We start from the raw sequence: 24,975 nt of genomic DNA, 5'->3' as shown, positions 1-24,975 counted from the left end.
GTGTGAAGACCTTCGAGGACCTGTGGGGCGAGCTGGCCGCCAAGGCCGTGGACCGGCCCGCAGGGTCCGGCACCGTGCAGCAGCTCGACGCCGGCGTCCACGCCATCGGGAAGAAGCTGGTCGAGGAGGCCGCGGAGTCCTGGATGGCGGCCGCGCACGAGACGCCGCAGCGGGCGGCCGAGGAGATCAGCCAGCTGCTCTACCACGCGCAGGTGCTCATGCTCGCCTGCGACCTCACCCTCGACGACGTCTACGCCCACCTGTGAGGAGCACCCGATGACCAGCCGTGCTGCCTCCTCCGGCGGGGCGACCCCGATGCTCCGCGTGGCCGTCCCCAACAAGGGCGCGCTCTCCCAGGCCGCCCAGGAGATGCTGCGCGAGTCGGGCTACCGGCAGCGCCACGACTCCAAGGAGCTGACCCTCCTCGACGTCGAGAACGGCGTGGAGTTCTTCTACCTCCGGCCCCGCGACATCGCGCTGTACGTCGGCGAGGGCACCCTTGACGTCGGCATCACCGGACGCGACCTGCTGCGCGACTCCGGCGCCAAGGCCGAGGAGGTGATGGAGCTCGGCTTCGGGACCAGCCGCTTCCACTTCGCCGGACCGGCGGGGACCTACTCCGGCGTCGACGACCTCGCCGGGACCCGCATCGCGACGTCCTACGTCGGCATCGTGCGCTCGTTCCTCGAGCAGCGCGGCATCGAGGCCACCGTGACCCGGCTCGACGGCGCCGTCGAGTCCAGCATCACGCTCGGGGTCGCCGACGTGATCGCCGACGTCGTCGAGACCGGCAGCACCCTCAAGGCCGCGGGCCTCGACACCTTCGGCGAGGTGGTCCTGGAGTCCGAGGCGGTGCTCGTCACCCGCGGCGGCGAGGCACCGGCGGGCTTCGAGGTCTTCCGGCGCCGGCTCGAGGGCGTCCTGGTGGCCCGGACCTACGTGATGATGGACTACGACATCCCCGAGTCGGCCGTCGCGGACGCGGCTGCCCTCACCCCCGGCATCGAGAGCCCGACGATCTCCCCGCTGCGCCGCGAGGGCTGGGTCGCGGTGCGGGTGATGGTGCCCCGCGCGGGGTCCCAGCGGTTGATGGACGAGCTGTGGGAGCTCGGGGCCCGCGGGATCCTGGTGACCGACATCCATGCCTGCCGCCTCTGAGCCGGTCGCCGGGCCGGACCTGCCGCACACGTGGCGTCCGTTCGGCGTCCGGATGGCCGGGATCCTGTTCGGGACCCTGCTGATCGTGGTGGTCGCGTTCGCCTGGTTCGCGTTCGATGACGAGACCCGGGCGCGGTTCTCGCCCTTCCAGCGCGGCACCGTGGTCGTCCTGGGGCTGCTGTTCTACTCGGTCGGCTACGCGATGGCCCGCTCGCGGGTGGTCGCGGAGCGCGACCGGCTGGTCGTGGTCAACGGCTACCGCCGCCGCGAGTACGAGTGGGCGGAGGTGCTCGCCGTCCACCTGCCGCCGGGCGCGCCGTGGGCGGTGCTCGACCTCGCCGACGGCACCAGCCAGCCCGCCATGGGGATCCAGGGCTCCGACGGGTCGCGTGCCCAGCGGGCGGTCCGCGAGCTGCGGGCGCTGCTCACCGGGTGACCCGCGGCGGGCGCCGGCCGGTCCCGTCGACCACGAGGTCGGCGCGCTCGCGGGTGCGGTGCTCGGCGAAGAGCTCCTCCTCGGCGCCCGCCCAGGCCGCCCAGTGGGGCGCGAACGCCTCACCGTCCCGCTCCAGCCCCCGCCGCATCCGCAGGTCGTACGGCGCCTCGACCCACACCAGCACGGTGGCCCTTCGTGCGGCGGGAAGGGACCCGGCCCCGACCCCCTCGAGCACCAGGAGCGGTACCGGGTCGACCGGCACCTCGTCGGTGAACCGTCCGGCGTGCCAGTCGTAGAGGCGGGCGTGCCCGCTCCGGCCCCGGGCGAGCGGCTCGAGCAGCTCCTCTAGCGTCCCGGGGAGGCCGGGCAACCCGTCCCAGCCCGCGAGCAGGTCGTCGGTGTGGAGCACCGGCGCGGTGGCCTGCTGGCCCATCGCTCCGGCCAGGGTGGACTTCCCCGACCCGGCCGGTCCGTCGACGCAGACCAGCCGGGTGGTGCCGAGGGTGGGTGTCCTCTGTTCGGCGAGCTCCAGGACGGCGCGCGCCGCCGCTGACGCGTCGTTCCGCACGCGGCTCAGGATAGGTGGGCGGTTCGCCGGACACGGACGCGGGAGCCGACCTAGACTCGCGGCGCCGGTGCGTGCCCGAGTCCCCGTCGGTGGTGGCGCCGTCGTCCGATCATCCGTGTCTCGAGGAGGAACTCACCATGCACGCCCATCGCACCCGACTCGCCGTCGCCGTCGCCGCGCTCGCCACCGCGGCCTCGCTGGTCACGGCCGCGCCCGCCGGCGCCGCGCCGTCCAGCGCCCCGCCGGCCAGCGTGTCCTCACCCAGTGCCGAGCCGGCCGCCGCGGCCCGGGCCCGGGGCAGCCAGCCGCGGTTCATCAGCATCCGCGGCATCGAGCCCCGCACCAACCGGTTCTTCATCAAGGGACGGGTGCGGCCCTCCTACGAGAACCGCCAGGCAGTCATCCAGCGTCGGGTCGGCCGGACCGGCCGCTGGAACGCGTGGGACACCTTCCGCACCAACGGCCAGAGCCGCTACCGCGAGCGGGTCTCGGCCCTTCGCCGCCCGGGCCGGGTCTACTACCGGGTCAAGGTGAACGGCAGCGGCAACTACCGGAAGTCGTTCTCCGGGAGCGTGTACATCCGCACCTTCCGCGCCTGACCCGCTCGCCCGCACCGACGGAGCCCTCGCCCGACGGCGGGGGCTCCGCTCGTTGCGCTCCGGCTCAGAACGCGAGCTCGAGACCGCGGTAGGTCTCGACCGCGTCCACGAACGCGTCCCCCTCGAGCAGCTGCACGGTCCGGGTGTGCTCGAACAGCTCGCCGGCCTTGGCGTGCCGGAACCACACCAGGTCGCCGATCCGGAGGTGGGCGGCGCCGGGACCGGTCAGCGGTGTCTGCACCTCGCCCGCTCCCTCGAGCCCGGTCAGGTGCAGCGCGGGCGGCACCCACGGCGTGGGCAACCGGTCGCGCCCGCTGGCGCCTGAGGCGACCAGTCCGCCGCCGTGCACCGTGGCCACCTGGGGGGAGGGGCGGCGGACGACGGGAACGGCGAAGAACGCTGCCGGGCGCGGGGTGAACGACTGGTAGTGGTCGAAGAGCGTGGGCGCGAGGAGCCCGGAACCGGCGGCGACCTCGGTGACGACCGGGTCGGCGGCGGCGGTCTCGACCGAGCCGGAGCCACCGGCGTTCCAGAACTCCAGGTCGACCTCGCCGGCCAGCGCCTCGGCCACCTCGCGGCGGCGGACCTCCAGCTGGGCCTGGGAGGCCTGCTTCAGCCCGCGCACCAGCAGCGAGCGCACCTTCTGCGTCGGGACCACGTCGGGCAGGCCCGCGACCTGCCCCTCGTAGGTCATCACGCCGACCAGCCGGAAGCCGCGACGCTCGCAGATCGTCCGGGCCAGCCCGACCACGTCGGGAGGGTCGTGCAGCGGGGAGCGTTTGGGGCCGACGTGCTGGCCGCCCACCCGCAGGCCGGCGTCGACGTCGATCGCCACCCGGACCGGCACGGCGAGCGACCGGCGGACCGCGTCGACGGCGTCGAGGTGGGCCACGTCGTCGACCATCAGCGTGATCGCCGCCGCCGCGGCCGGTGAGGCCACCAGCTCGGCGAGGGCGCCGGCGTCGACGCTCGGGTAGGCCACCACCACGTCGTCGGTCACACCGTGCTCGTGCAGCCACAGCGCCTCGCGCAGCGTGAACGCCAGGACGCCGTGGAACGCATCGTGGGCCAGGGCCCGGCGCAGCAGCGCCGGGACGCGGACCGACTTCGAGGCCACCCGGATCGGCGTCCCGGCCGCCCGGCGGGCGAGGTCGTCGGCGTTCGCGTCGAAGGCCTCGAGGTCGACCGCCATCAACGGGGTCGGGAGCGGTCCGGCCGCGTCGGTCGCCGCGGCCAGCCGGCGCCCCAGGTGACGGCGCTCGGCGGAGGAGGGCGGCATCAGGTGATCCCGCGCCGTTTCAGGATCTCCTCCACGTCGGACAGGTCGTCGTCGAGGAGCGGCTCGCCCTTCTGCTCCCCGGCCGGGAGCGCCTTTCGCGAGGCGCGGGTCTCGCGTCCGCTCCCCGACGACGCCGGGGCACCGGCGCTGCGGCGGCGGATCGCACCGGAGGTGCCGAGCAGCAACACCGACAGGCCGGCCAGCACGATGCCGGCCCAGACGACCGGGCTGAGCACCAGGCTGGTGGCCCAGTCGGCCACCGACGTCCCGATCTCGGTGAACATCTCGAGGGTCCCGGTGAGGTAGGCCGCCGGCGGCAGCAGGGTCAGCCCGGCCCCCCGGAGACCCGAGGCCACGCCCCGGTGACGGAACGCGTACCACGTCCAGGCGGCGCCCACAGCCGTCAGCACGGCGGTCAGCGCCGTCCAGGTCACCTCGTCCACGGAACCAGCCTGACACACCCACCATGCGGAGGTTGAGGTGCGAGGCGCGCCAGCGCCGAGCCTCGAAACCCCCGCACCGCTCCGGGGCGGAGACCACGGGACAATGGGACGGTGACCGACGAGCGCGCCCGTGTGATCCCGGACCCGGGGTTCGGCGACGACGACGGCTCGGCCGACCCGGCGCTCACCACCGCGCTCACGTCGTACGCCGCGAGCACCGTCGGCCTCGCCGACGTGCTCGGCGTGCTGCAGGATGCCCGGCTGCTGGTCCCCGTCGTCGCAGTGTTGGGCGAGGCCGCGGTCGACGTGCAGGGGCTGGCGCGCGACAAGACCAGTGACATGGCGGCGGTCCTGGTGGCCCGACCCGACGGCCGGCGCGGGCTGCTCGCGTTCAGCGGCCAGGCGACGCTGCGGCGCTGGGACTCCGGAGCGAGACCGGTCCCCGTGACCGCCCGGCTGGCAGCCCGCGCGGCCCTCCAGGAGGGCGCCGACGCGCTCGTCGTCGATCTCGCAGGACCGGCGTCCGCGGCCGTCACCGGCGACCACCTGCAGGCCCTCGCGGCCGGTTGGCGGCTCACGCGGGTGGGGGAGCGCAGCGGCTGGATTCGACCCGCCGGGGAATGAGCCGCTAAGGTTCTGCGTTGACCGATCAGTCCCGACCTTCCCGGACACCCGGGCGAGAAGGGACGGATCCTGCAAGCGGGGACCACCAGCAGCACGTCTCCCACCCGCACCGACCGCGACAGGTCGTCGGGTTCCGGTCACGACAGCCACCGGCTCGCCGGTGGAGGTCGGCGACATCCACCACCGGGTGAGGTGCCGCGACTGGCTTCCGCTTGTTGTTCAGCGGGAGCCTTCTTGCATTTCAGTCTCCGGGCCGTGCGTGCGGTGTGGGACGGGGGAGCAGGCAGGAACCCACCGCCAAGCACACTGGAGGACACATCAGCACCGAGCTGCGCATCAACGAGCGGATCCGGGTTCCGGAGGTCCGGCTCGTGGGCCCCAACGGAGAGACCGTGGGGATCGTGCCGACCGACCAGGCACTCAAGCTGGCCCAGGAGGCCGACCTCGACCTCGTCGAGGTGGCTCCGATGGCCAGGCCGCCCGTCTGCAAGCTCATGGACTACGGGAAGTTCAAGTACGAGAACGCCCAGAAGGCCCGTGAGGCTCGCCGCAACCAGACGAACGTGGTCATCAAGGAGATGAAGCTCCGGCCCAAGATCGACACGCACGACTACGAGACCAAGAAGGGTCACGTCGTGCGGTTCCTCAAGGCCGGCGACAAGGTCAAGATCACGATCATGTTCCGCGGTCGCGAGCAGCACCGCCCCGAGCTGGGGTTCCGGCTCCTCCAGCGGCTGGCCGAGGACGTCGACGACCTGGGCTTCGTGGAGTCCTCGCCCAAGCAGGACGGCCGCAACATGACCATGGTCCTCGGACCGCACCGCAAGAAGGCCGACGCCAAGGCGGAGGCCAAGGCCGAGAAGGAGAGCCGGGCCGCCGCTCGCGCCGCCTCCGAGGCCGAGGAGGCCGAGTACCGCGCCTCCCACCGGCCCGGCGGGAAGAAGGAGCGGGGTCGCTCCGAGAACCTCGACCCCGAGATCGACGCCTGACTCTCGGAGGTTGAGGTGCGAGGCCGTCCGCGGCCGAGCCTCGAAACCCCGGACCAGAAGCAGACCGCAAGAGAGAGAGCGAAGAAGATGCCGAAGAACAAGACGCACTCCGGTGCCAGCAAGCGCTTCCGGGTGACCGGGTCGGGCAAGATCCGTCGCCAGAAGACCGGCCTGCGCCACAACCTCGAGCACAAGCCGTCGAAGGTGACCCGCCGGATGTCCGGCACCACCGAGGTCGCCAAGGCCGACGTCAAGCGCGCCAAGAAGCTGCTGGGTCGCTGACCCCCGTCCCCCTGTGGCCGGTGACGGCCACCCACCAGTGTGATCAAGGAGTAACGACATGGCACGCGTCAAGCGCGCAGTGAACGCCCACAAGAAGCGCCGGACCACCCTCGAGCGGGCCTCGGGCTACCGCGGGCAGCGCTCGCGCCTCTACCGCAAGGCCAAGGAGCAGGTCACCCACTCGCTGGTCTACAGCTACAACGACCGGCGCAAGAACAAGGGCAACTTCCGGCGGCTGTGGATCCAGCGGATCAACGCCGCCGCGCGGGCCCAGGGGATGACCTACAACCGCTTCATCCAGGGCCTGAACCTGGCCGGCGTCGAGGTCGACCGCAAGATCCTCGCCGACCTCGCTGTCAACGACACCGCGGCGTTCAACCAGCTCGTCGAGACTGCCAGGGCCGCGCTGCCCGAGGACGTCAACGCCCCGAAGGCCTCCTGACCCCGGTGCAGCCCCTGGCCGCGGGCAGTGCTCGCGTCAAGGAGGCACGCAGGCTCAGCCGCCGTCCGGCCCGCGCCGAGCGGCGGCTGTTCCTTGCCGACGGCCCGAAAGCCGTCGAGGGTGCCCTCGGCACCCTGATCGAGGACGCCGGCCCGCCGCTGGTGGTCGAGGTGTTCGCCACCCCGGCGGCCACGACGTCCTTCCCGGCCCTGGTCCGGCTCGCCGACTCCTACGGCATCCCCTGGACGCTGGTCGACGACCGCGCCATCGCCGGGTTGAGCGACAGCGTCACGTCCGCCGGCGTGGTGGCGGTGTGCCGGTTCCTCGACCGCCCCGTCGACGACGTCGTCGGTGGCGGTGACCTCGTCGTCCTGGCCGCCGACGTGCGCGACCCGGGCAACGCCGGCACCCTGGTCCGCACGGCCGACGCGGTCGGCGCCACCGGCGTGGTGCTGGCGGGCCACTCCGTCGACGCCTACAACCCCAAGACCGTCCGGGCCACGGTCGGCAGCCTGTTCCACCTGCCGGTGGCGCTGGCTCCCGACCCCGCCGCGGCGGTCCGGTCGGCTCGCGCCGCCGGCCTGACCGTGCTGGCCGCGGACGGCGCCGGGGAGGTCGACCTGTTCGCCGCCGACGAGCTGGTGCGGGGCCCGGTCGCCTGGCTGTTCGGCAACGAGGCCTGGGGGTTGCCCGCCGAGCTGGCGGCGCTCGCCGACCACCGGGTGGCCATCCCGATCCCGGGTCGGGCCGAGAGCCTCAACCTCGCCACCGCTGCTGCGGTCTGTCTCTACGCCACGTCCCGCGCGCGACTAGGGTGACTGCGTGGCCCAGCCCCCCGTGACCAGTCGCATCGGCGATTCCCGGGGGCGGCTGCGCCAGCTCGCCGATGCCTACCCCGACGGGATCCTGGGGGCCACCTCCGACGGCGTGGTGACCATGGTCAACGCGCAGGCGGCCCGGATGCTCGACGTGACCGCCGACGAGGCGATCGGCGCGCCCTTGGTCGAGGTGCTCCGGCTGCAGGACAACGACGGGCGCTCGTGGCTCGAGCTCAACCGGCCCTTCGCCCGCTTCTCCATCCGCAGCGGCGTCCCCGAGCAGAGCTGGCTGACTCCCGGCGGCGAGGAGGTGCTGACCACCGCGCGGCTGCTGCGCGACGAGGAGAGCTCCGAGATCACCGGCCTGGCGGTCAGCCTCCGCAGCGGCCGGGGCCGGGCCCGGCTGGACCGGGAGCGGTCCGACCTGGTCGCGACCGTCGCCCACGAGCTGCGCTCCCCGCTGACCGGGGTCAAGGGGTTCGTGCAGGCGATGCTCAACCGCTGGGACAAGCTGAGCGACGAGCAGAAGAAGCTGATGCTCACGACCGTCCACTCCGACTCCGACCGGCTGAGCCGACTCATCGCCGAGCTGCTCGACGTGGCGCGGATCGACACCGGCCGGCTGTCGCTCTACTCCCGGCCCTGCGATCCCGACGTGCTGGTCGGCCGGGTGGTCGAGTCGGTCCGCGCCGGCACCGCCCGCACCATCCACTACACCCCCGCGGACGGGCTGCCGCAGATCGGGGCCGATCCCGACAAGTTCACCCAGGTGGTGACCAACATCGTCGAGAACGCCGTCCGGCACGGTGACGGGGTCGTCACCGTCACCCTGGACCCGCGCGACGACCCCGAGGAGCCCGGGATCCGGCTGGTCGTCGAGGACGAGGGCGACGGGATCCCCGAGGAGATGCGCCGACGCGTGTTCACGAAGTTCTGGACCGGTGGCGTCCGTGGTGGCTCCGGCCTCGGGATGTACCTCGTCAACGGCCTCACCCGCGCCCACGGCGGCAGCATCACCCTGGGCGACGCCGACCACGGGGGAGCCCGGGTGGTCATCGAGTGGCCCGCGGCCGCGGAGCCCGACTAACCGCCCACCTGGATAGGTGGACGCCGAAATCACCGTCTGCGGGTTCGCAGTGGTGATTTCGGCGTCCAAGTATCGGTCCCGGCCCCACGGCCCGGGTCGCGTATGCTGGCGGCGTGCAGCACAGCAGGCGATTTCTGCGCCCCGGGCCCGGTCGGTCCGGGAGCGTGCGGCAGCCGTCATCCGGCCGCGCCTGACTCCTGCCCGCGCCGGACCCGGGGAGTGACCCCACGGTCGAGCCTGTCCGTCCCGCCCTAAACTTCTGCGGGTCCGCACCCGCGCGAAAGGGAGCCATGTCCGGCCCCAACACCGACTACGACCCGGTCCGGGTCTCCGCCCTCGACGAGGAGCACGTCACTGCTGCCCGCGACGCGGCCATCGCCGCGATCGAGGCCGCGTCCGACCTGGCCGCCCTCAAGCAGGTCCGGCTCGACCACGCCGGGGACCGGTCACCCCTGGCCCTGGCGAACCGCGAGATCGGCGCGCTGCCGCCGCAGGCCCGCAAGGAGGCCGGCCAGCGGGTCGGCCGCGCCCGCGGCGAGGTCACCCAGGCCCTCGCGTTCCGGACCGAGGTGCTCGAGGCCGAGCACGAGGAGCGGATGCTGGTCGAGGAGGCGGTCGACGTCACGCTCCCCGTCGAGCGGGCGCCGCGCGGCTCGCGGCACCCGATCACCACGGGCGCCGAGCTGATCGAGGACATCTTTGTCGCGATGGGCTGGGAGGTCGCCGAGGGCCCGGTCGTGGAGGCGGAGTGGCTGAACTTCGACGCCCTCAACCTCGGCCCCGACCACCCCGCGCGGACCATGCAGGACACCTTCTGGGCCGAGCCCGCGGACCACCACCTCGTGCTGCGGACCCACACCTCCCCGGTGCAGGCGCGCACCATGCTCACGAAGGAGCCCCCGATCTACGTGGTGTGCCCGGGCCGGGTGTTCCGCACCGACGAGTACGACGCCACGCACAGCCCGATGTTCCACCAGGTCGAGGGCCTCGTCGTCGACGAGGGCATCACCATGGCCCACCTCAAGGGCACGCTCGACCACTTCGCCTCGCGGATGTTCGGCGAGGGGATCGCGACCCGGTTCCGGCCGTCGTACTTCCCGTTCACCGAGCCGTCCGCCGAGGTCGACCTGCGCTGCTTCGTCTGCCGCGGGGTCGACTCCGACTCCTGCCGCACCTGCCGGGGCGAGGGCTGGATCGAGTGGGGCGGCTGCGGCGTGGTCAACCCGCGCGTGCTGGTCGCCTGTGGCATCGACCACGAGCGCTACACGGGGTTCGCGTTCGGGATGGGCATCGACCGGACGCTGATGTTCGCGACCGGAGCGGCCGACCTGCGTGACTTCTTCGAGGGCGACGTCCGGTTCTCGTCCTCCTTCGGAACGGAGATCTGACGTGCGTGCCCCCGTGTCCTGGATCCGTGAGTACGTCGACCTGCCCGACGACCTCGACCCGGCCAAGCTGGCCGAGTCGCTCACCGACCTCGGCCTCAAGCTCGAGGCGCTCGAGCAGCCCGGTGAGGCGATCACCGGTCCGCTCGTCGTCGGCCGGGTGCTGACCATGGAGCCCGAGCCGCAGAAGAACGGCAAGACCATCAACTGGTGCACCGTCGACGTCGGTGACGCCAACGGGTCCGGGGAACCCCAGGGCATCGTCTGCGGGGCCCACAACTTCGCCCCCGGCGACCTCGTGGTCGTCGTGCTGCCCGGCGGGGTGCTACCCGGCGGCTTCGAGATCTCGGCCCGCAAGACCTACGGACACGTGTCGGCCGGCATGATCTGCTCCGCCCGCGAGCTCGACCTCGGCGAGGACCACGACGGGATCATGGTGCTGCCGCCCGGCGCGGGAGAGCCGGGCGACGACGCCCGCCCGGTGCTGGGCCTCGACGAGACCGTCATCGAGCTCGAGATCAACCCCGACCGGGCGTACGCCCTGTCCCTGCGGGGTGTCGCCCGCGAGGCGGCGCTGGCCTACGACGCCCCCTTCCGCGACCCGGTCGCGCGGAGCGTGCCGCCCGCTGACGACCGGGGCTTCCCCGTGAGGGTCGAGGACCCCGCCGGCTGCCCGGTCTTCGTGGCTCGCACGGTCTCCGGCTTCGACCCGGCCTCGCCGACGCCGGAGTGGCTGGCCCGTCGGATCCGGCAGGCCGGCATGCGCCCGATCTCGCTGGCCGTCGACGTCACCAACTACGTGATGCTCGAGACCGGCCGCCCGATCCACGGCTACGACGCCGACAAGGTCCGGGGCGCCCTCGGCGTCCGCCGCGCCCGTGAGGGCGAGCGGCTCACCACGCTCGACGGCCAGCCCCGCGAGCTCGACACCGAGGACCTCGTGGTCACCGACGACTCCGGGATCATCGGCCTCGGCGGCGTGATGGGCGGCGAGGACACCGAGATGTCCGACTCCACCACCCGCGTCCTGGTCGAGGCGGCCCACTGGGACCCCGTCTCGATGTTCCGCACCGGTCGCCGCCACCGGATCACCTCCGAGGCCGGCAAGCGCAACGAGCGCGGGGTCGACCCCACCATCTGCGAGGCCGCGGCCGACCGGGTCGTCGAGCTGCTCACGACGTACGGCGGCGGGACCGTCGAGCCCGGCCACACGGTCGTGGGGGAGCCCCCGGCCCCGCCGCGGGTCACCCTGCCGTCGGACCTGCCGGAGCGGGTCACCGGCGTCGCGATCGACGAGGCGACGGTGACCCGCTGCCTGGCCCGGGTCGGGTGTGACCCGGTCGTCGTCTCGGACGGCCTGGTGACCGCAGAGGTGCCGCCGTGGCGGCCCGACCTGACCGACCCCTTCGACCTGGTCGAGGAGGTGATCCGGGTCGTCGGGTACGACCACGTGCCGTCCGTGCTGCCCCCCGCGCCGAGCGGCGGCGGCCTGACCCGACGCCAGCGGCTCCGGCGGCGGGTCGGGCGGGCGCTCGCGGGGGCCGGCCTGGTCGAGGTGGTGAGCTTCCCGTTCATCGGCGACCACGAGCTCGACGCGCTCGGGCTGCCGCCGGACGACGAGCGGCGCCGGCTGCTGCGGCTGGCCAACCCGCTCTCGTCCGAGCGGCCGTCGATGACGACGACCCTGCTGCCCGGCCTGCTCGACGCGGCCGCCCGGAACGTCGGGCGGGGCACCTCGGACCTGGCTCTCTTCGAGCTCGGGACCGTCACCCTGCCCCACGCGGGCCAGGGCACCCAGATCCTCCCGGTGGACGCTCCGCCCGGCCCCGACGAGCTCGAGGTCCTCGTCAAGGGACTGCCAGACCAGCCGCTGCACCTCGGCGTCGTGGCCTCCGGCCACCGGCTCCCGTCCGGCTGGTGGGGTCCGGGCCGGGACGTGGAGTGGTCCGACGCCCTGGCGGCGGTCCGGGAGGTCGCCGAGGCGCTGCGGGTCCCGCTCGAGGTGCGGTCGGGCACGCGCGCTCCCTGGCACCCCGGCCGCTGCGCCGAGGTGGTCGCCGGCGGCGCGGTCGTGGGCTGGGCCGGTGAGCTGCACCCGCGGGTGTGCACCGCGTGGGGCGTGCCACCACGCACCGTCGCGGCGGAGGTCGACCTGGACCGGCTGCTCGAGCTGGCCCCCGACGACACGGTGGCGCCGTCGCTCTCGCACTACCCGGTCGCCAAGGAGGACGTCGCGCTCGTCGTCGACGCCTCGGTGACGGTGGCCGAGGTCGAGGCGGCGCTGCGGGAGGGGGCCGGCGAGCTGCTGGAGTCGGTGCGCCTGTTCGACGTCTACACGGGCAGCCAGGTCGGCGAGGGCCAGAAGTCGCTCGCGTTCGCCCTGCGGTTCCGCGCCCCCGACCGCACCCTCACCGAGGGCGAGGCCGCCGCGGCCCGCGACGCCGCGGTCGCCCTGGCGGCCGAGCGCTGCGGCGCCGTGCAGCGCTGACCACCTCCGTCAGCGGGTGGGCGGCGGGAGTGCCCGGCGGATGATCCGCACCAGGCGGGTCGGTGCGGGGGTCCAGGGCTCCCGGTCGGACGCCTCCCAGGCGTACGCCGGCGTGGACCCGCTCACCAGCTCGCGCAGGTCGGGGATCCCGAGCTCCGCGGCGGACCACTCGTACAGCGCGGGGAGGCGCGGTGAGACCACGCCCAGGTCGAGGAGCCGTCCCACGGTGTGCTCGCCTGCGATGTAGTCGTCGAGGTCGCCGGACAGGGGGTAGGTGTCCGGCAGGACACGCGACACCGACAGGAACAGTCCGGTCATGGCGCGCCGCGGGTCACCGAGCCAGCGCGCGGCGGGCGCCAGCCGGGCGAGGGCGAGCCGGGGTGCCGCCACCAGCGCGTGCGCGTACAGCAGCCGGACGAGCACCAGGTTGAGGAAGAAGCGCTCCACCCGGTTCTCGCGCTCGGCGAGCTCGCGGTGCTCGAGATAGGCGGTGACGATCGTCGTGTTGTGGGCCCGGTACCACCGCTCCACGGACGGCTGCCGTGCGAAGTCGGCCGACACCGCGACGCTCGCCGAGGAGGGCGGTCCCGCATGACCGAGGACGAGCAGCCGCGCCTCGCAGGTGTCGAGCAGCAGCCGGCCGTTCACCGCGCGCCACCACGGGCTGCCCGGGCGCTCGCGGTCGACCGGGTCGAGCAGACCGCGGTCGACCTGCCAGCCCATGAACGCCGTGGCTGCCCGCCGGTAGCGCCGGTGCAGTGGCGGGCTGCCCGGCAGGGGGAGGTACGAGGACGCGAGCAGGTCCAGCCGGGCCGTCGGGGAGTCGGCGACCTCCGCCACCCGCGCCGCGGCGAGCCTCGCCGCCCCCGCGGTCATGGCCGGCTCACGGCTCCCGGGGGAGGTCCAGGCTCGTGGCGACCCACTCCCACATCCGCTCGACCCGGTCGGGCGTGCTGCGGGTCCTGCGGGTCAGCGCGACCGGCCGCTGCCGCCGGTCGTGCCAGAGCGTCCCGCCCTCGGGTGCCGGCTCCACCGCGGAGAGCCACACGGTCGTGTCGGCGCCCTGGTGCAGGTCGCGCAGCACCGGGCCGGTGATCGCGTGGAAGCGCGGAAGCGACTCCAGCACGCCCGGCGTGTCGGCCCACCCGGGGTGGGTCGCGTAGACCCTGAGGGCCTCCCACCGTCGCTGCAGCACCGGAAGCAGCTCGACCTGGGCGCGCTTGCTGCGGGCGTACGCCGTGGTGCCGGAGTAGGCGTCGCGGACGTAGTCGGGGTCGTCGTCGCGGAGCCGCTGGGCGTACATGCCGCCGGAGGTGACCATCACGACCCGGGTGCCGTGGCCGGCGAGTCCGGCGAGCAGCCGTTCGGTGAGCAGCACCGGGGAGAGGACGTGCAGCGCCATCGTCAGCTCGTGGCCCTGCGGTGACTCGGTGCGGGTGGCCGGCAGGGCGCCGGCGTTGTGGACCAGGGCCGCCAGCGGCAGGTCGGCGGCGGCCAGGTCGTCGGCCAGGCTGCGCACCGCGGCGAGGTCGGCCAGGTCGCACACGTGGAGGGTGAAGGAGTCGCCGTGCTCTGCTGCGAGCCCGGCCCGGACCGCCTCGCCCTTCGCCGCGTCGCGCACGACGAGGTGGACGTGGGCGCCGAGCCCGGCGAGCTCACGGGCGGTCTGGGTGCCGAGCCCCGAGGACGCCCCCGTGACGACGGCGTGCCGTCCGTCCAGCGCGCCGGGCTCCGGGTCGGCCGGCCAGCCCGGCAGCCGGCGCCGGACGGCGTACCCGACCCGGCTGTAGCCGGGAGCGATGGTCCGGTCGAGGGCGTTGTCGACCAGGGACTCCAGGCGTGACGTCGTCATGCCCCGACTGTAGGCAGCGGGCCCTCAGGTGATCGGCTGGTGGATGACCCGCCGGAACCGGTCGACGATCTCGAGGTTGCCCGCGAGGTGGATGTCGGCCCCGTCGCCGCGGCGCCAGAACCGCAGCAGCAGCACGTCGGACGGGGCGCTGATCACGGCGTCGGGCTCGACGCCGGGGGCGTCGACGGCCGCGATGTCCTCCTCGTCGTAGACCGTCCCGTCGTCGGGGTCGGTCCCGGAGAAGTGGCCCAGCTGGACCCAGACCGACTCCCCGGTGTCGGTGACGTCGACCCGGATCCAGTGGGGCAGGCCGCTGAAGGTGCCCCAGGCGGGGCCGCCGCCGTACATCACGGCCAGCACCTCGTCGACGCCGTCGGTCGCCAGGGCGGGGTCGATCGGCGCCGGGGTGGCGCCGGCGGCCAGCTCGGCGTCGACCCGGTGGATCAGCGCCTCGTGGGCCTGCCGGCGGAAGGTGAAGCCCACCGTCTGCTCCGAGGCCCACGTCCAGGCCTCGTCGGCGGGGTCGGCGTCCCGCAGGGCCGACACCAGGGCCGCCGACCGGTCGTCGAAGAGCGCCAGCAGCTCGTCGTACGACGAGGGGCGGGTGGGCTCCTGGTGGCCCTCGCGGGGATGCTTCGGGCGGTTGGTCACCACCCACGCCCAGAAGTCCTGCACCTCCGCGCCGAGGTGCCACAGCAGGTCGGCCGCATTCCAGTCCGGGCAGCTCGGCACCCGCGCCCTCGGGTCGCAGTCGGCCAGCACGTCTCGGAAGCGTCGCGACTCGGTCTCGAGGTGGCCGAGGTACTGCTCGAAGGAGAGACGGGTCATGCCCCGAACGTTGCCACCTCCGGGCCGTCGGTGCACCCGTGGATTTCGCCCACCGACCCCGGCGTGCGTCGTCATGCGTTGCGCTGTATGGTCATGCACATGCCAGTCACCGTCGCCGTCGCCGGCGCCAGTGGGTACGCCGGTGGGGAGGTGCTGCGGCTGCTGCTCGGCCACCCCGACGTCGAGATCGGCGCCCTCACGGGCGGGTCCAACGCGGGCGAGTCCCTGGGCGTGCTGCAGCCCCACCTCGGCCCGCTCGCCGCCCGGGTCCTCGCCCCGACCACCCCCGAGACCCTCGCCGGGCACGACGTCGTCGTGCTCGGCCTGCCCCACGGCCAGTCCGGGCCGATCGCCGCCCGGCTCGGCAGCGCCTCACCGGGCACCGTCGTCATCGACTGCGGGGCCGACCACCGGCTCGAGGACCCCGCGCTGTGGGCCCGCTTCTACGAGGGCGACCACGCCGGTTCCTGGCCCTACGGGCTCCCCGAGCTGCCCGGCCAGCGCGAGCGGCTCCGCGGTGCGACCCGGATCGCGGTGCCCGGCTGCTACCCGACCGTCTCCACCCTCGCGACCGCCCCCGCCCTGGCCGCCCGGCTCGTCGAGCCCGACGTCGTCGTGGTCGCCGCGTCCGGCACCAGCGGCGCCGGCAAGGCGGCCAAGCCGCACCTCCTCGGCAGCGAGGTGATGGGGAGCGCCAGCGCCTACGGGGTCGGCGGCGTCCACCGGCACACCCCGGAGATCGTCCAGAACCTGTCCCGTGTCGCCGGCGGCACGGTCGGTGCCAGCTTCACGCCGCTGCTGGTCCCGATGTCGCGCGGCATCCTCGCCACCTGCTCCGCCCCGCTCGCCGACGGCGTCACCGCCGACGACGCGCGGGCGGCGTACGAGAAGGCGTACGCCGACGAGCCGTTCGTCCGGCTGCTGCCCGAGGGCCAGTGGCCGCAGACCCAGTCGGTCCTCGGCTCCAACGCGGTCCACCTCCAGGTCACCGTCGACGAGGCCGCCGGCCGGCTGGTCGCCGTCGGTGCCGTCGACAACCTGGCGAAGGGCACCGGCGGCGCGGCCGTGCAGTGCCTCAACCTCGCCCTCGGGCTGGGGGAGACCACCGGCCTCTCGACCGTGGGACTGGCACCGTGAGCGTCACCGCCCCCGCTGGCTTCCGGGCCGCCGGGGTGGCCGCCGGGCTGAAGAGCACCGGCGCCAAGGACGTCGCACTCGTCGTCAACGACGGCCCCCGCCACGACTCGGCCAGCGTCTTCACCGCCAACCGCTGCAAGGCCAACCCGGTCCTCTGGTCGGAGCAGGTCGTCCAGGACGGCGTGGTCCGCGCGGTCGTCCTCAACTCCGGCGGCGCCAACTGCTACACCGGCCCCGACGGCTTCCGGACGACCCACGCGGTGGCCGAGCAGGTCGCGGGCCACCTCGGCATCGGCGCGGTCGACGTGGTCGTCTGCTCCACCGGGCTGATCGGCCTGGCCAACGACCGCGACCAGGTCCTCGCCGGCGTCGACGCGGCGTACGCCGGCCTCGGCGCGGACGGCGGGGACGACGCCGCCGCCGCGATCATGACCACCGACTCGGTCAGCAAGCAGGTCGTCGTCGACGGGGGCGGCTGGTCGGTGGGCGGGATGGCCAAGGGCGCCGGCATGCTGGCCCCGCAGCTCGCGACCATGCTGGTGGTGCTGACCACCGATGCCGTCGTCGACGCAGCGGACCTCGACAAGGCCCTGCGGGCGGCCACCCGGGTGAGCTTCGACCGGCTCGACTCCGACGGCTGCATGTCGACCAACGACACCGTCACCGTGATGGCCAGCGGGGCGAGCGGGATCACCCCGGCGACCGGCGACCTCACCGACGCGTTGACCCGTGCGTGCACCGACCTCGCGATGCAGCTGCTCGCCGACGCCGAGGGCGCCGACCACGAGATCGCGATCACGGTCCTGGGCGCCGCGACCGAGGACGACGCGGTCGACGTCGGCCGGAGCATCGCCCGCAGCAACCTGTTCAAGGCCGCCGTGTTCGGCAAGGACCCCAACTGGGGACGGGTGCTGGCCTCGATCGGCACCACCGGGGCGGCGTTCGACCCCGCCGACCTCGACGTGGCCATGAACGGGGTCTGGGTGTGCCGGTCCTCCACCCCGGCGGCCGACCCCGCGACCGTCGACCTCGACGGGCGCCAGGTCAGCGTCACCGTCGACCTCAAGGCCGGTGACGCCCGGGCCACCGTCTGGACCAACGACCTGACCCACGCCTACGTCCACGAGAACAGCGCCTACAGCTCATGAACGACACCATCCGCCTCGGCGACCACCACGCGGTCGCGACGTCCAAGGCCCACGTCCTCGCGGGGGCCCTCCCGTGGCTGAAGCGCTACCACGGCAAGGTCGTGGTGGTGAAGTACGGCGGCAACGCCATGACCGACGAGACCCTGAAGCAGGCCTTCGCCGAGGACATCGCGTTCCTGCGCTTCGCCGGCTTCCACCCCGTCGTGGTCCACGGCGGCGGGCCCCAGATCTCCTCGATGCTCGACCGGCTCGGGATCGAGTCGGAGTTCCGGGGCGGGCTACGGGTCACCACCCCGGAGGCCATGGACGTGGTCCGGATGGTGCTGGTCGGCCAGGTGCAGCGCGAGCTGGTGGGGCTGGTCAACGAGCACGGCCCGCTCGCCGTCGGCCTCTCGGGTGAGGACGCCGGTCTGTTCACCGCCAAGCCCGCCAACACCATCGTCGACGGCGAGGAGGTCGACCTCGGCCTGGTCGGCGAGGTCGCCTCGGTCCGTCCGGAGGCGGTGCGCGACCTGGTCGACGCCGGGAGGATCCCGGTCATCTCGAGCGTCGCCCCCGACGCCGACGGCACCGTCCACAACGTCAACGCCGACACGGCGGCCGCCGCCCTGGCGATCGCGCTGGGCGCCGAGAAGCTCCTGGTCCTCACCGACGTCGAGGGCCTCTACCGCGACTGGCCCGACAGCGACGACGTGATCAAGGAGATCAGTCCCGAGGCGCTCTCGGAGCTGATGCCCTCCCTGGCCAGCGGGATGGTGCCCAAGATGCAGGCCTGCCTGCAGGCCGTCAGCGGCGGCGTCGCCAAGGCCACCGTGGTCGACGGCCGCGAGCCGCATGCCGTCCTGCTCGAGCTCTTCACCGACGAGGGCGTCGGCACCCAGGTGCTCCCCGGCGTCCCCACCAAGATCAGGAAGGCTCACGGATGACCCTGCGAGACCAGTACGCCGGCGCCCTGATGAACACCTTCGGCCCTCCGCGCCTGGCGTTGGTGCGGGGCCAGGGTGCCCACGTGTGGGACGAGGACGGGCGCGAGTACGTCGACCTCTTCGGCGGCATCGCCGTCAACGCGCTCGGCCACGACCACCCCGCGCTCGTCGAGGCGGTCACCACCCAGCTGCGGACCCTCGGCCACGTCTCCAACTTCTTCACCACCGGCCCCCAGGTGGAGCTGGCCCAGCGGCTGCTGTCGCTGCTCGGCGCCGACGGCCGCGTGTTCCTCACCAACTCCGGCACCGAGGCCAACGAGGCGGCGTTCAAGCTGACCCGCCGCACGGGTCGCACCCACCTGGTCGCCGCCGAGGGCGCCTTCCACGGCCGGACGGTCGGGGCGCTGGCGCTCACCCACAAGCCCGCCGCGCGGGAGCCGTTCGAGCCGCTGCCCGGTGAGGTGACGTTCGTCCCCTACGGCGACTCCGAGGCGCTGGCAGCCGCGGTGACCGACGAGACCGCCGCCGTGGTGCTCGAGCCGGTGCAGGGCGAGGCCGGGGTCGTGGTCCCGCCCGAGGGCTACCTCGCCGACGCCCGCCGGATCACCCGTGACCACGGCGCGCTGCTGTGGCTCGACGAGGTGCAGACCGGCATCGGCCGGACGGGGGAGTGGTTCGCCCACGACACCGTGCTCGGGGCCGACGTCGTGACCCTCGCGAAGGGCCTCGGCGGCGGGATCCCGATCGGCGCGTGCGTCGGGTTCGGGGACGCAGGCGCGCTGCTCGGCCCCGGCAGCCACGGCACCACGTTCGGCGGCAACCCGGTGGCCTGCGCGGCCGCGCTGGCCGTGCTCGACACCATCGAGAAGGAGGGACTGCTCGAGGCGGCCACGACGCGTGGCGCCCAGCTCCGGGACGCGGTGGCCGCGGTCCCTCAGGTCACCGGTGTCGAGGGGCGGGGGCTGCTGCTCGGCGCCCAGCTCGCCGCCGAGACCGCCGCCGAGGTGGTCACCCGGGCCCAGGACCGCGGCTACCTGCTCAACAACACCGGGCCTGCGCGGCTGCGGTTCGCGCCGCCGCTGACCGTGGCCGAGGCCGACCTGACGGCGTTCGGCGCCGCCTGGCCGGAGATCGCGGAGGTGCCGGCATGACCCGCCACTTCCTGCGTGACGACGACCTCGGCCCCGACGAGCAGGCCGAGGTGCTCGCGCTCGCCGCCGAGATGAAGCACGCGCCCCACCAGCGCCAGCCGCTGGCCGGCCCGCTCACGGTGGCGACCATCTACGACAAGCCGACGCTGCGCACCCAGGCGTCGTTCTCCTCCGGTATCGCCGAGCTCGGCGGTCACTCGATGCTGGTCGACGGGCGGCTGGCCGGGATCGGCGAGCGCGAGTCGGTGGCCGACGTCGCGCGGGTCCTCGGCCGGCAGGCGTCCGCGATCGTGTGGCGCACCTTCGCCCAGTCGTCGCTGGACGAGATGGCGGCCCACGCCGGGGTCCCGGTCGTGAACGCGCTGACCGACGACTTCCACCCCTGCCAGCTGCTCGCCGACCTGCTGACCCTGCAGGAGCACCGGGGCGCCCTCGCCGGCCAGACGGTCGCGTTCGTCGGCGACGGTGCCTCCAACATGGGCAACTCGTGGGTGCTGGCGGGCGCCACCGCCGGGATGCACGTGCGCATCGGCGCACCGCAGGGCTATCTCCCGGGCGGGGCCGCCGCCGCCAGGGCCGAGGAGCTCGCGGCCACGACCGGCGGCTCGATCACGCTCACCCACGACGCCCACGAGGCCGTGGCCGGGGTCGACGCGGTGGTCACCGACACCTGGGTCTCGATGGGCAAGGAGGGCGAGTCGGAGGCCCGCACGACCACCTTCTCGCCGTACGCCGTGACCGAGGAGCTGTTCGGCGAGGCCGCGGACGACGCGCTGTTCCTCCACTGCCTGCCGGCCTACCGCGGCAAGGAGGTGGCGGCCGGGGTGATCGACGGCCCGCGCTCCGTGGTGTGGGACGAGGCCGAGAACCGCCGCCACGCCCAGAAGGCGATCCTCGCCTGGCTGCTGGGGCAGGGATGACGATGACCGACAGCTTCGACACCGCGCTGCGCCCCACGACCAAGAACGCCCGCCACCAGCGGATCGTGCAGCTGGTGACCACGCGTGAGGTGCGCTCGCAGACCGAGCTCGCCGACCTGCTGGCGGCCAGCGGCCTGCACGTGACCCAGGCGACGCTGAGCCGCGACCTGGTCGAGCTCCAGGCGGTGAAGGTCCGCGGCGCCTCCGGCGCGCTGGTGTACGCCGTCCCGGGCGAGGGCGGGGACCGACGACCCGCGGCACCCGGCATGAGCGCCGCCACCGCCCAGCGGCTGGCCCGGCTGTGCAACGAGCTGCTCGTCAGCGCCGAGGCCACCGCCAACCTGGTGGTGCTGCGGACCCCGCCGGGTGCCGCCCAGTTCCTGGCCAGCGCGTTCGACAAGTCCGCGCTCCCCGACGTGCTCGGGACGATCGCGGGCGACGACACCGTCCTGGTGATCGGACGCGAACCCGCGGGCGGCGAGGCGCTCGCCCGCCGCTTCCTCGCGCTGGCCGAGTCCCATCCTCCCGCCGGCTGAGCCGGCACCCCGAACCAGTGAGGAATCCCCTTCCGTGAGCAAGGTCCTGACCTCCCTTCCCGCCGGCCAACGGGTCGGCATCGCCTTCTCGGGCGGCCTCGACACCTCCGTCGCCGTCGCCTGGATGCGCGAGAAGGGCGCCGTCCCCTGCACCTACACCGCCGACATCGGGCAGTACGACGAGCCCGACATCTCCGGCGTCCCCGGCCGCGCCCTCCAGTACGGCGCCGAGCTGGCCCGCGCCGTCGACTGCAAGCGCACCCTCGTCGAGGAGGGCCTGGCCGCGATGACCTGCGGCGCATTCCACATCCGCTCCGGCAGCCGCGCGTACTTCAACACCACCCCGCTCGGCCGCGCGGTCACCGGCACCCTGCTGGTCCGCGCGATGCACCAGGACGGCGTCGACATCTGGGGCGACGGCTCCACGTTCAAGGGCAACGACATCGAGCGGTTCTACCGCTACGGCCTGCTCGCCAACCCCGAGCTGCTCATCTACAAGCCGTGGCTGGACGCGGAGTTCGTGCACGAGCTCGGCGGCCGGCACGAGATGAGCCAGTGGCTCACCGAGCGCGGACTGCCCTACCGCGACTCCCAGGAGAAGGCCTACTCCACCGACGCCAACATCTGGGGCGCCACCCACGAGGCCAAGACCCTCGAGCACCTCGACGTCTCGCTCGAGACCGTCCAGCCGATCATGGGCGTGAAGTTCTGGGACCCGGCCGTGGCGATCGAGCCGGAGGACGTCACGGTCCGCTTCCGCGGTGGTCGTCCGGTCGCGATCAACGGCACGACGTACGACGACCCGGTGGCCCTGGTCCACGAGGCGAACACGATCGGTGGCCGCCACGGCCTCGGCATGTCCGACCAGATCGAGAACCGGATCATCGAGGCCAAGTCGCGCGGCATCTACGAGGCGCCGGGCATGGCGCTGCTCTGGATCGCCTACGAGCGGCTGCTCAACGCGATCCACAACGAGGACACCCTCGCCAACTACGCGCTCGAGGGCCGCCGGCTCGGACGGATGCTCTACGAGGGGCGGTGGCTGGACCCGCAGGCGCTGATGCTCCGGGAGGGGATCCAGCGCTGGATCGCCTCGCTCGTCACCGGCGAGGTGACGCTGCGGCTGCGCCGGGGCGAGGACTGGACCATCCTGCGCACCGACGGGCCGGCGTTCTCCTACCACCCCGACCGGCTGTCGATGGAGCGCACCGAGAACGCCGCGTTCGGCCCGACCGACCGGATCGGCCAGCTGACCATGCGCAACCTCGACATCGCCGACTCCCGCTTCAAGCTCGAGCAGTACGCCGCCCAGCCGCTCGACGAGGGCCAGGTGCTCGTCGAGAACGGAGCGCTGCTCGGCGAGATCGAGCGCGGCGGTGGTGACCGGATCGCCCGCAACCCCGCGGCCGAGGCAGACGAGAGCGACCAGGCGCTGGACCATGCCGCCATGGAGTACGGGACGGATTGATGTCGGTCCGGAGGACGAACGAGGGCGCGCTCTGGGGCGGCCGGTTCGCGGGCGGGCCCTCGCCCGAGCTGGAGGCCCTGTCCCGCTCCACCCACTTCGACTGGCGACTGGCGCTCTACGACATCGCGGGCTCCCACGCCCACGCCAAGGCGTTGCGCGCGGCGGGCTTCCTCACCGAGTCCGAGGAGGCCGAGATCCACCGGGGGCTCGACGTGCTGGCGCAGCGCTGCACCGACGGCGAGCTGCGTCCCGCACCGTCCGACGAGGACGTCCACGGTGCGTTGGAGCGGCTGCTGCTGGACGAGGTCGGGCCCGAGGTGGGCGGCCGGCTCCGCGCGGGGCGCAGCCGCAACGACCAGATCGCCACCCTGTTCCGGTCCTACCTGCTCGACCACTCGGTGGCGCTGCAGGGGATGGTGCTCGACCTGGCGGAGGCGCTGGCCGAGCAGGCGCGCGGCCACCTCGACGTGATCATGCCCGGGCGGACGCACCTCCAGCACGCGCAGCCGGTGCTGCTGGCCCACCACCTGCTGGCGCACGCCTGGCCGCTGCTGCGCGACGTCGGGCGGCTCGAGGACTGGCGGCGTCGTACCGAGGCCGAGTCGCCGTACGGCTCCGGAGCGCTGGCGGGCTCCAGCCTGGGGCTGGACCCCGAGCTGGTCGCGGCCGAGCTCGGCTTCTCCGGGTCGGCGGCGAACTCGATCGACGGGACGTCGTCCCGGGACTTCGTGGCCGAGCTCGCCTTCGTGACCGCGATGATCGGCGTCGACGTGAGCCGGCTGGCCGAGGAGGTGATCCTCTGGTCGACCCGCGAGTTCGACTTCGTCGAGCTGCACGACTCGTGGTCGACCGGGTCGAGCATTATGCCCCAGAAGAAGAACCCGGACATCGCCGAGCTCGCCCGCGGGAAGGCGGGCCGGCTGGTCGGGAACCTGGCCGGCCTGCTCGCGACGCTCAAGGGACTGCCGCTGGCCTACAACCGGGACCTCCAGGAGGACAAGGAGCCCGTCTTCGACTCGCTCGACACCCTCGAGCTGCTGCTCCCCGCCATGACCGGGCTGGTCGGGACGCTGCGGTTCAACGCCGCCCGGATGGCCGAGCTCGCGCCGCAGGGCTTCTCCCTCGCCACGGACGTCGCGGAGTGGCTGGTCCGCGAGGGCGTGCCGTTCCGCGTGGCCCACGAGCTGGCGGGTGCGTGCGTACGCCGCTGCGAGGAGCTCGGCGTCGTCGACCTCGCCGAGCTGACCGACGACCAGCTGGCGGCGATCGCACCGCAGCTGACACCTGCCGTCCGGGAGGTGCTGACGGTGGAGGGCTCGGTCGGCTCCCGCACCGGCCGCGGCGGCACCGCCCCCGAGCGGGTGCGCGAGCAGCTCGCGGAGCTCACCGCGTCGATCGAGGGGCACCGTGGCGACTGACCTGGGTGCGCTGCTCGGCGGCGACGTGCTGGAGGTCGCGCCCCGGCTGCTGGGAGCGGTGCTCCGCCACGGCGAGGTGGCGCTCCGGCTCACCGAGGTCGAGGCGTACGACGGCGACGACGACCCCGGGTCCCACGCCTACCGCGGCCGCACGGCGCGCAACGCGGTCATGTTCGGGCCCCCCGGCCACCTCTACGTGTACTTCACCTACGGCATGCACCACTGCTGCAACGTCGTCGCCGGCCCGGAGGGTCGCGCGAGCGCGGTGCTGCTGCGGGCCGGCGAGGTCGTCGCGGGGCTCGACGTCGCCCGGGCGCGGCGGCCGGGTGCCCCGGACCGCGACCTCGCCCGAGGCCCGGCCCGGCTGTGCCGCGCGCTCGCGATCGACCGGGAGCACGACGGTGCCGACCTGTCGGTCCCGCCGCTGACCCTGGTGGCCTGCGAGCCGGTCCGGCACGTCGAGGCCGGGCCGCGCGTCGGCCTCCGCGGCGCCCCCGACCGGCCCTGGCGGTTCTGGATCCCGGGGGAGCGCAGCGTGAGCAGCTACCGGCCCGCAGCGCCCCGTGGCCGCCCGTGAGAGGGCCGGCGGGATCGGATTTGAGAGGCCGGCACGGGCGCTGCTAGAGTTGATCCTCGTTGCGCACGCGACCCCGGACGGGGTCATCCGCGCAGCGACGGATGGCTGCGGCCCCGAGTTGACGGGCCGGAGCGCGACCGGTAAGTTTTTGCAGGTTGCCCCAACACCGGCCCGTGAGGGTTGGGTTGAGCGTGTCTGATGTTTGAGAACTCAACAGTGTGTCATTTAGTCGATGAATTGATTTGTGTGCCCTGTCAATGGCTGGCCTGTTTGGGTTGGTTGTTGTTTGGGTTTTGATGATGATTCTGGCTTTTTGTCAGGGTTTGTTGTCGGGATTGTTTTTTGTAGGTTTTCTACGGAGAGTTTGATCCTGGCTCAGGACGAACGCTGGCGGCGTGCTTAACACATGCAAGTCG

The 24,975-nt window shown here is 73.5% G+C and carries 27 protein-coding genes and 1 rRNA gene; 22 read left to right on the top strand and 6 right to left on the bottom strand.

Annotated features, from left to right (window positions below; genetic code table 11):
* Positions 1 to 2: 2 nt before the first annotated feature.
* From ACQ1X7_RS15400 to ACQ1X7_RS15390, 3 genes are read left to right on the top strand one after another with little or no spacing between them, the layout of a single operon-like run.
* Positions 3 to 266, top strand: a complete 264-nt coding sequence (locus ACQ1X7_RS15400) for a phosphoribosyl-ATP diphosphatase (RefSeq protein ID WP_432479103.1) — start codon at positions 3 to 5, stop codon at positions 264 to 266.
* Positions 267 to 315: 49 nt separating this feature from the next.
* A complete protein-coding gene (hisG, locus tag ACQ1X7_RS15395) occupies positions 316 to 1,158 on the top strand; it encodes an ATP phosphoribosyltransferase (RefSeq protein WP_432479362.1) in 843 nt (280 codons plus the stop codon).
* The gene (locus ACQ1X7_RS15390; protein ID WP_432479102.1) at positions 1,142 to 1,594 is read left to right on the top strand and encodes a PH domain-containing protein; all 453 of its coding nucleotides are present in this window, start codon (positions 1,142 to 1,144) and stop codon (positions 1,592 to 1,594) included. The genes hisG and ACQ1X7_RS15390 overlap by 17 nt, the downstream gene beginning before the upstream one ends.
* Here ACQ1X7_RS15390 and ACQ1X7_RS15385 read toward each other — a convergent pair.
* A complete protein-coding gene (locus ACQ1X7_RS15385; RefSeq protein ID WP_432479101.1) occupies positions 1,584 to 2,162 on the bottom strand; it encodes a uridine kinase family protein in 579 nt (192 codons plus the stop codon). The two genes, ACQ1X7_RS15390 and ACQ1X7_RS15385, sit on opposite strands and share 11 nt — an antisense overlap.
* Positions 2,163 to 2,299: 137 nt before the next feature.
* Between ACQ1X7_RS15385 and ACQ1X7_RS15380 the strand changes: the two genes are divergently transcribed.
* Positions 2,300 to 2,761, top strand: coding sequence for a hypothetical protein (locus ACQ1X7_RS15380; protein ID WP_432479100.1), 462 nt, complete (start codon positions 2,300 to 2,302; stop codon positions 2,759 to 2,761).
* A 64-nt stretch (positions 2,762 to 2,825) separates the two neighbouring features.
* Here the strand turns inward: ACQ1X7_RS15380 and ACQ1X7_RS15375 are convergent, their stop codons facing one another.
* On the bottom strand, positions 2,826 to 4,040 hold the full coding sequence (locus ACQ1X7_RS15375) for an amino acid deaminase/aldolase (protein WP_432479099.1): 1,215 nt from the start codon (positions 4,038 to 4,040) through the stop codon (positions 2,826 to 2,828).
* On the bottom strand, positions 4,040 to 4,483 hold the full coding sequence (locus ACQ1X7_RS15370; RefSeq protein WP_432479098.1) for a hypothetical protein: 444 nt from the start codon (positions 4,481 to 4,483) through the stop codon (positions 4,040 to 4,042). The genes ACQ1X7_RS15375 and ACQ1X7_RS15370 overlap by 1 nt, the downstream gene beginning before the upstream one ends.
* A gap of 111 nt (positions 4,484 to 4,594) precedes the next feature.
* Between ACQ1X7_RS15370 and ACQ1X7_RS15365 the strand changes: the two genes are divergently transcribed.
* From ACQ1X7_RS15365 to pheT, 8 genes are all read left to right on the top strand, one after another.
* Positions 4,595 to 5,107, top strand: a complete 513-nt coding sequence (locus ACQ1X7_RS15365) for an SseB family protein (protein ID WP_432479097.1) — start codon at positions 4,595 to 4,597, stop codon at positions 5,105 to 5,107.
* Positions 5,108 to 5,373: 266 nt separating this feature from the next.
* The gene (infC, locus tag ACQ1X7_RS15360; protein WP_432479096.1) at positions 5,374 to 6,096 is read left to right on the top strand and encodes a translation initiation factor IF-3; all 723 of its coding nucleotides are present in this window, start codon (positions 5,374 to 5,376) and stop codon (positions 6,094 to 6,096) included.
* An 87-nt stretch (positions 6,097 to 6,183) separates the two neighbouring features.
* On the top strand, positions 6,184 to 6,378 hold the full coding sequence (rpmI, locus tag ACQ1X7_RS15355) for a 50S ribosomal protein L35 (RefSeq protein ID WP_432479095.1): 195 nt from the start codon (positions 6,184 to 6,186) through the stop codon (positions 6,376 to 6,378).
* A 58-nt stretch (positions 6,379 to 6,436) separates the two neighbouring features.
* Positions 6,437 to 6,820: a 50S ribosomal protein L20 gene (rplT, locus tag ACQ1X7_RS15350; protein ID WP_432479094.1), complete on the top strand. Its 384-nt coding sequence runs from the start codon at positions 6,437 to 6,439 to the stop codon at positions 6,818 to 6,820.
* A gap of 5 nt (positions 6,821 to 6,825) precedes the next feature.
* Positions 6,826 to 7,638, top strand: coding sequence for a TrmH family RNA methyltransferase (locus ACQ1X7_RS15345; protein ID WP_432479093.1), 813 nt, complete (start codon positions 6,826 to 6,828; stop codon positions 7,636 to 7,638).
* A 4-nt stretch (positions 7,639 to 7,642) separates the two neighbouring features.
* Complete coding sequence (locus ACQ1X7_RS15340; RefSeq protein WP_432479092.1) at positions 7,643 to 8,725, top strand: ATP-binding protein; 1,083 nt, start codon at positions 7,643 to 7,645, stop codon at positions 8,723 to 8,725.
* Positions 8,726 to 9,015: 290 nt separating this feature from the next.
* Positions 9,016 to 10,113: a phenylalanine--tRNA ligase subunit alpha gene (gene pheS, locus ACQ1X7_RS15335; RefSeq protein ID WP_432479091.1), complete on the top strand. Its 1,098-nt coding sequence runs from the start codon at positions 9,016 to 9,018 to the stop codon at positions 10,111 to 10,113.
* Position 10,114: 1 nt separating this feature from the next.
* Entirely contained in the window at positions 10,115 to 12,598 is a 2,484-nt protein-coding gene (gene pheT / locus ACQ1X7_RS15330) for a phenylalanine--tRNA ligase subunit beta (RefSeq protein ID WP_432479090.1), read from the top strand.
* 9 nt (positions 12,599 to 12,607) lie between these two features.
* On the opposite strand, the gene ACQ1X7_RS15325 is transcribed toward pheT, so the two are convergent.
* The 3 genes from ACQ1X7_RS15325 to ACQ1X7_RS15315 are packed head-to-tail and all read right to left on the bottom strand — an operon-like array spanning position 12,608 to position 15,278.
* Complete coding sequence (locus ACQ1X7_RS15325) at positions 12,608 to 13,474, bottom strand: hypothetical protein (RefSeq protein WP_432479089.1); 867 nt, start codon at positions 13,472 to 13,474, stop codon at positions 12,608 to 12,610.
* Between the two features lie 7 nt (positions 13,475 to 13,481).
* The gene (locus ACQ1X7_RS15320) at positions 13,482 to 14,450 is read right to left on the bottom strand and encodes an SDR family NAD(P)-dependent oxidoreductase (protein WP_432479088.1); all 969 of its coding nucleotides are present in this window, start codon (positions 14,448 to 14,450) and stop codon (positions 13,482 to 13,484) included.
* Between the two features lie 24 nt (positions 14,451 to 14,474).
* Positions 14,475 to 15,278 (bottom strand): maleylpyruvate isomerase family mycothiol-dependent enzyme, encoded by an 804-nt coding sequence (locus ACQ1X7_RS15315; RefSeq protein WP_432479087.1) that lies wholly within the window; start codon positions 15,276 to 15,278, stop codon positions 14,475 to 14,477.
* Between the two features lie 99 nt (positions 15,279 to 15,377).
* Here ACQ1X7_RS15315 and argC point away from each other — a divergent pair, with 99 nt between their 5' ends.
* The 10 genes from argC to ACQ1X7_RS15265 all read left to right on the top strand — a co-directional run.
* Positions 15,378 to 16,415: an N-acetyl-gamma-glutamyl-phosphate reductase gene (argC, locus tag ACQ1X7_RS15310; RefSeq protein ID WP_432479086.1), complete on the top strand. Its 1,038-nt coding sequence runs from the start codon at positions 15,378 to 15,380 to the stop codon at positions 16,413 to 16,415.
* Positions 16,412 to 17,563 (top strand): bifunctional glutamate N-acetyltransferase/amino-acid acetyltransferase ArgJ, encoded by a 1,152-nt coding sequence (gene argJ / locus ACQ1X7_RS15305; RefSeq protein ID WP_432479085.1) that lies wholly within the window; start codon positions 16,412 to 16,414, stop codon positions 17,561 to 17,563. The genes argC and argJ overlap by 4 nt, the downstream gene beginning before the upstream one ends.
* Positions 17,560 to 18,489 (top strand): acetylglutamate kinase, encoded by a 930-nt coding sequence (argB, locus tag ACQ1X7_RS15300; RefSeq protein WP_432479084.1) that lies wholly within the window; start codon positions 17,560 to 17,562, stop codon positions 18,487 to 18,489. The genes argJ and argB overlap by 4 nt, the downstream gene beginning before the upstream one ends.
* Positions 18,486 to 19,640, top strand: coding sequence for an acetylornithine transaminase (locus tag ACQ1X7_RS15295; RefSeq protein ID WP_432479083.1), 1,155 nt, complete (start codon positions 18,486 to 18,488; stop codon positions 19,638 to 19,640). The genes argB and ACQ1X7_RS15295 overlap by 4 nt, the downstream gene beginning before the upstream one ends.
* Positions 19,637 to 20,560 (top strand): ornithine carbamoyltransferase, encoded by a 924-nt coding sequence (argF, locus tag ACQ1X7_RS15290; RefSeq protein WP_432479082.1) that lies wholly within the window; start codon positions 19,637 to 19,639, stop codon positions 20,558 to 20,560. Before ACQ1X7_RS15295 ends, argF begins: the two co-directional genes overlap by 4 nt.
* 2 nt (positions 20,561 to 20,562) lie before the next feature.
* Positions 20,563 to 21,096, top strand: a complete 534-nt coding sequence (locus ACQ1X7_RS15285; protein ID WP_432479081.1) for an arginine repressor — start codon at positions 20,563 to 20,565, stop codon at positions 21,094 to 21,096.
* Positions 21,097 to 21,130: 34 nt separating this feature from the next.
* On the top strand, positions 21,131 to 22,564 hold the full coding sequence (argG, locus tag ACQ1X7_RS15280) for an argininosuccinate synthase (protein ID WP_432479080.1): 1,434 nt from the start codon (positions 21,131 to 21,133) through the stop codon (positions 22,562 to 22,564).
* Positions 22,564 to 23,982: an argininosuccinate lyase gene (gene argH, locus ACQ1X7_RS15275; RefSeq protein ID WP_432479079.1), complete on the top strand. Its 1,419-nt coding sequence runs from the start codon at positions 22,564 to 22,566 to the stop codon at positions 23,980 to 23,982. The genes argG and argH overlap by 1 nt, the downstream gene beginning before the upstream one ends.
* The gene (locus ACQ1X7_RS15270; RefSeq protein WP_432479078.1) at positions 23,972 to 24,559 is read left to right on the top strand and encodes a DNA-3-methyladenine glycosylase; all 588 of its coding nucleotides are present in this window, start codon (positions 23,972 to 23,974) and stop codon (positions 24,557 to 24,559) included. The genes argH and ACQ1X7_RS15270 overlap by 11 nt, the downstream gene beginning before the upstream one ends.
* 352 nt (positions 24,560 to 24,911) lie before the next feature.
* Positions 24,912 to 24,975: ribosomal RNA gene (locus ACQ1X7_RS15265) — 16S ribosomal RNA — on the top strand; the annotation flags it as partial.

Source organism: Nocardioides sp. GXQ0305, from assembly GCF_050880345.1.
GTDB lineage: Bacteria > Actinomycetota > Actinomycetes > Propionibacteriales > Nocardioidaceae > Nocardioides.
The sequence above is the reverse complement of the archived record's forward strand: the minus strand, read 5'-3'. Positions and strand labels throughout refer to the sequence as shown.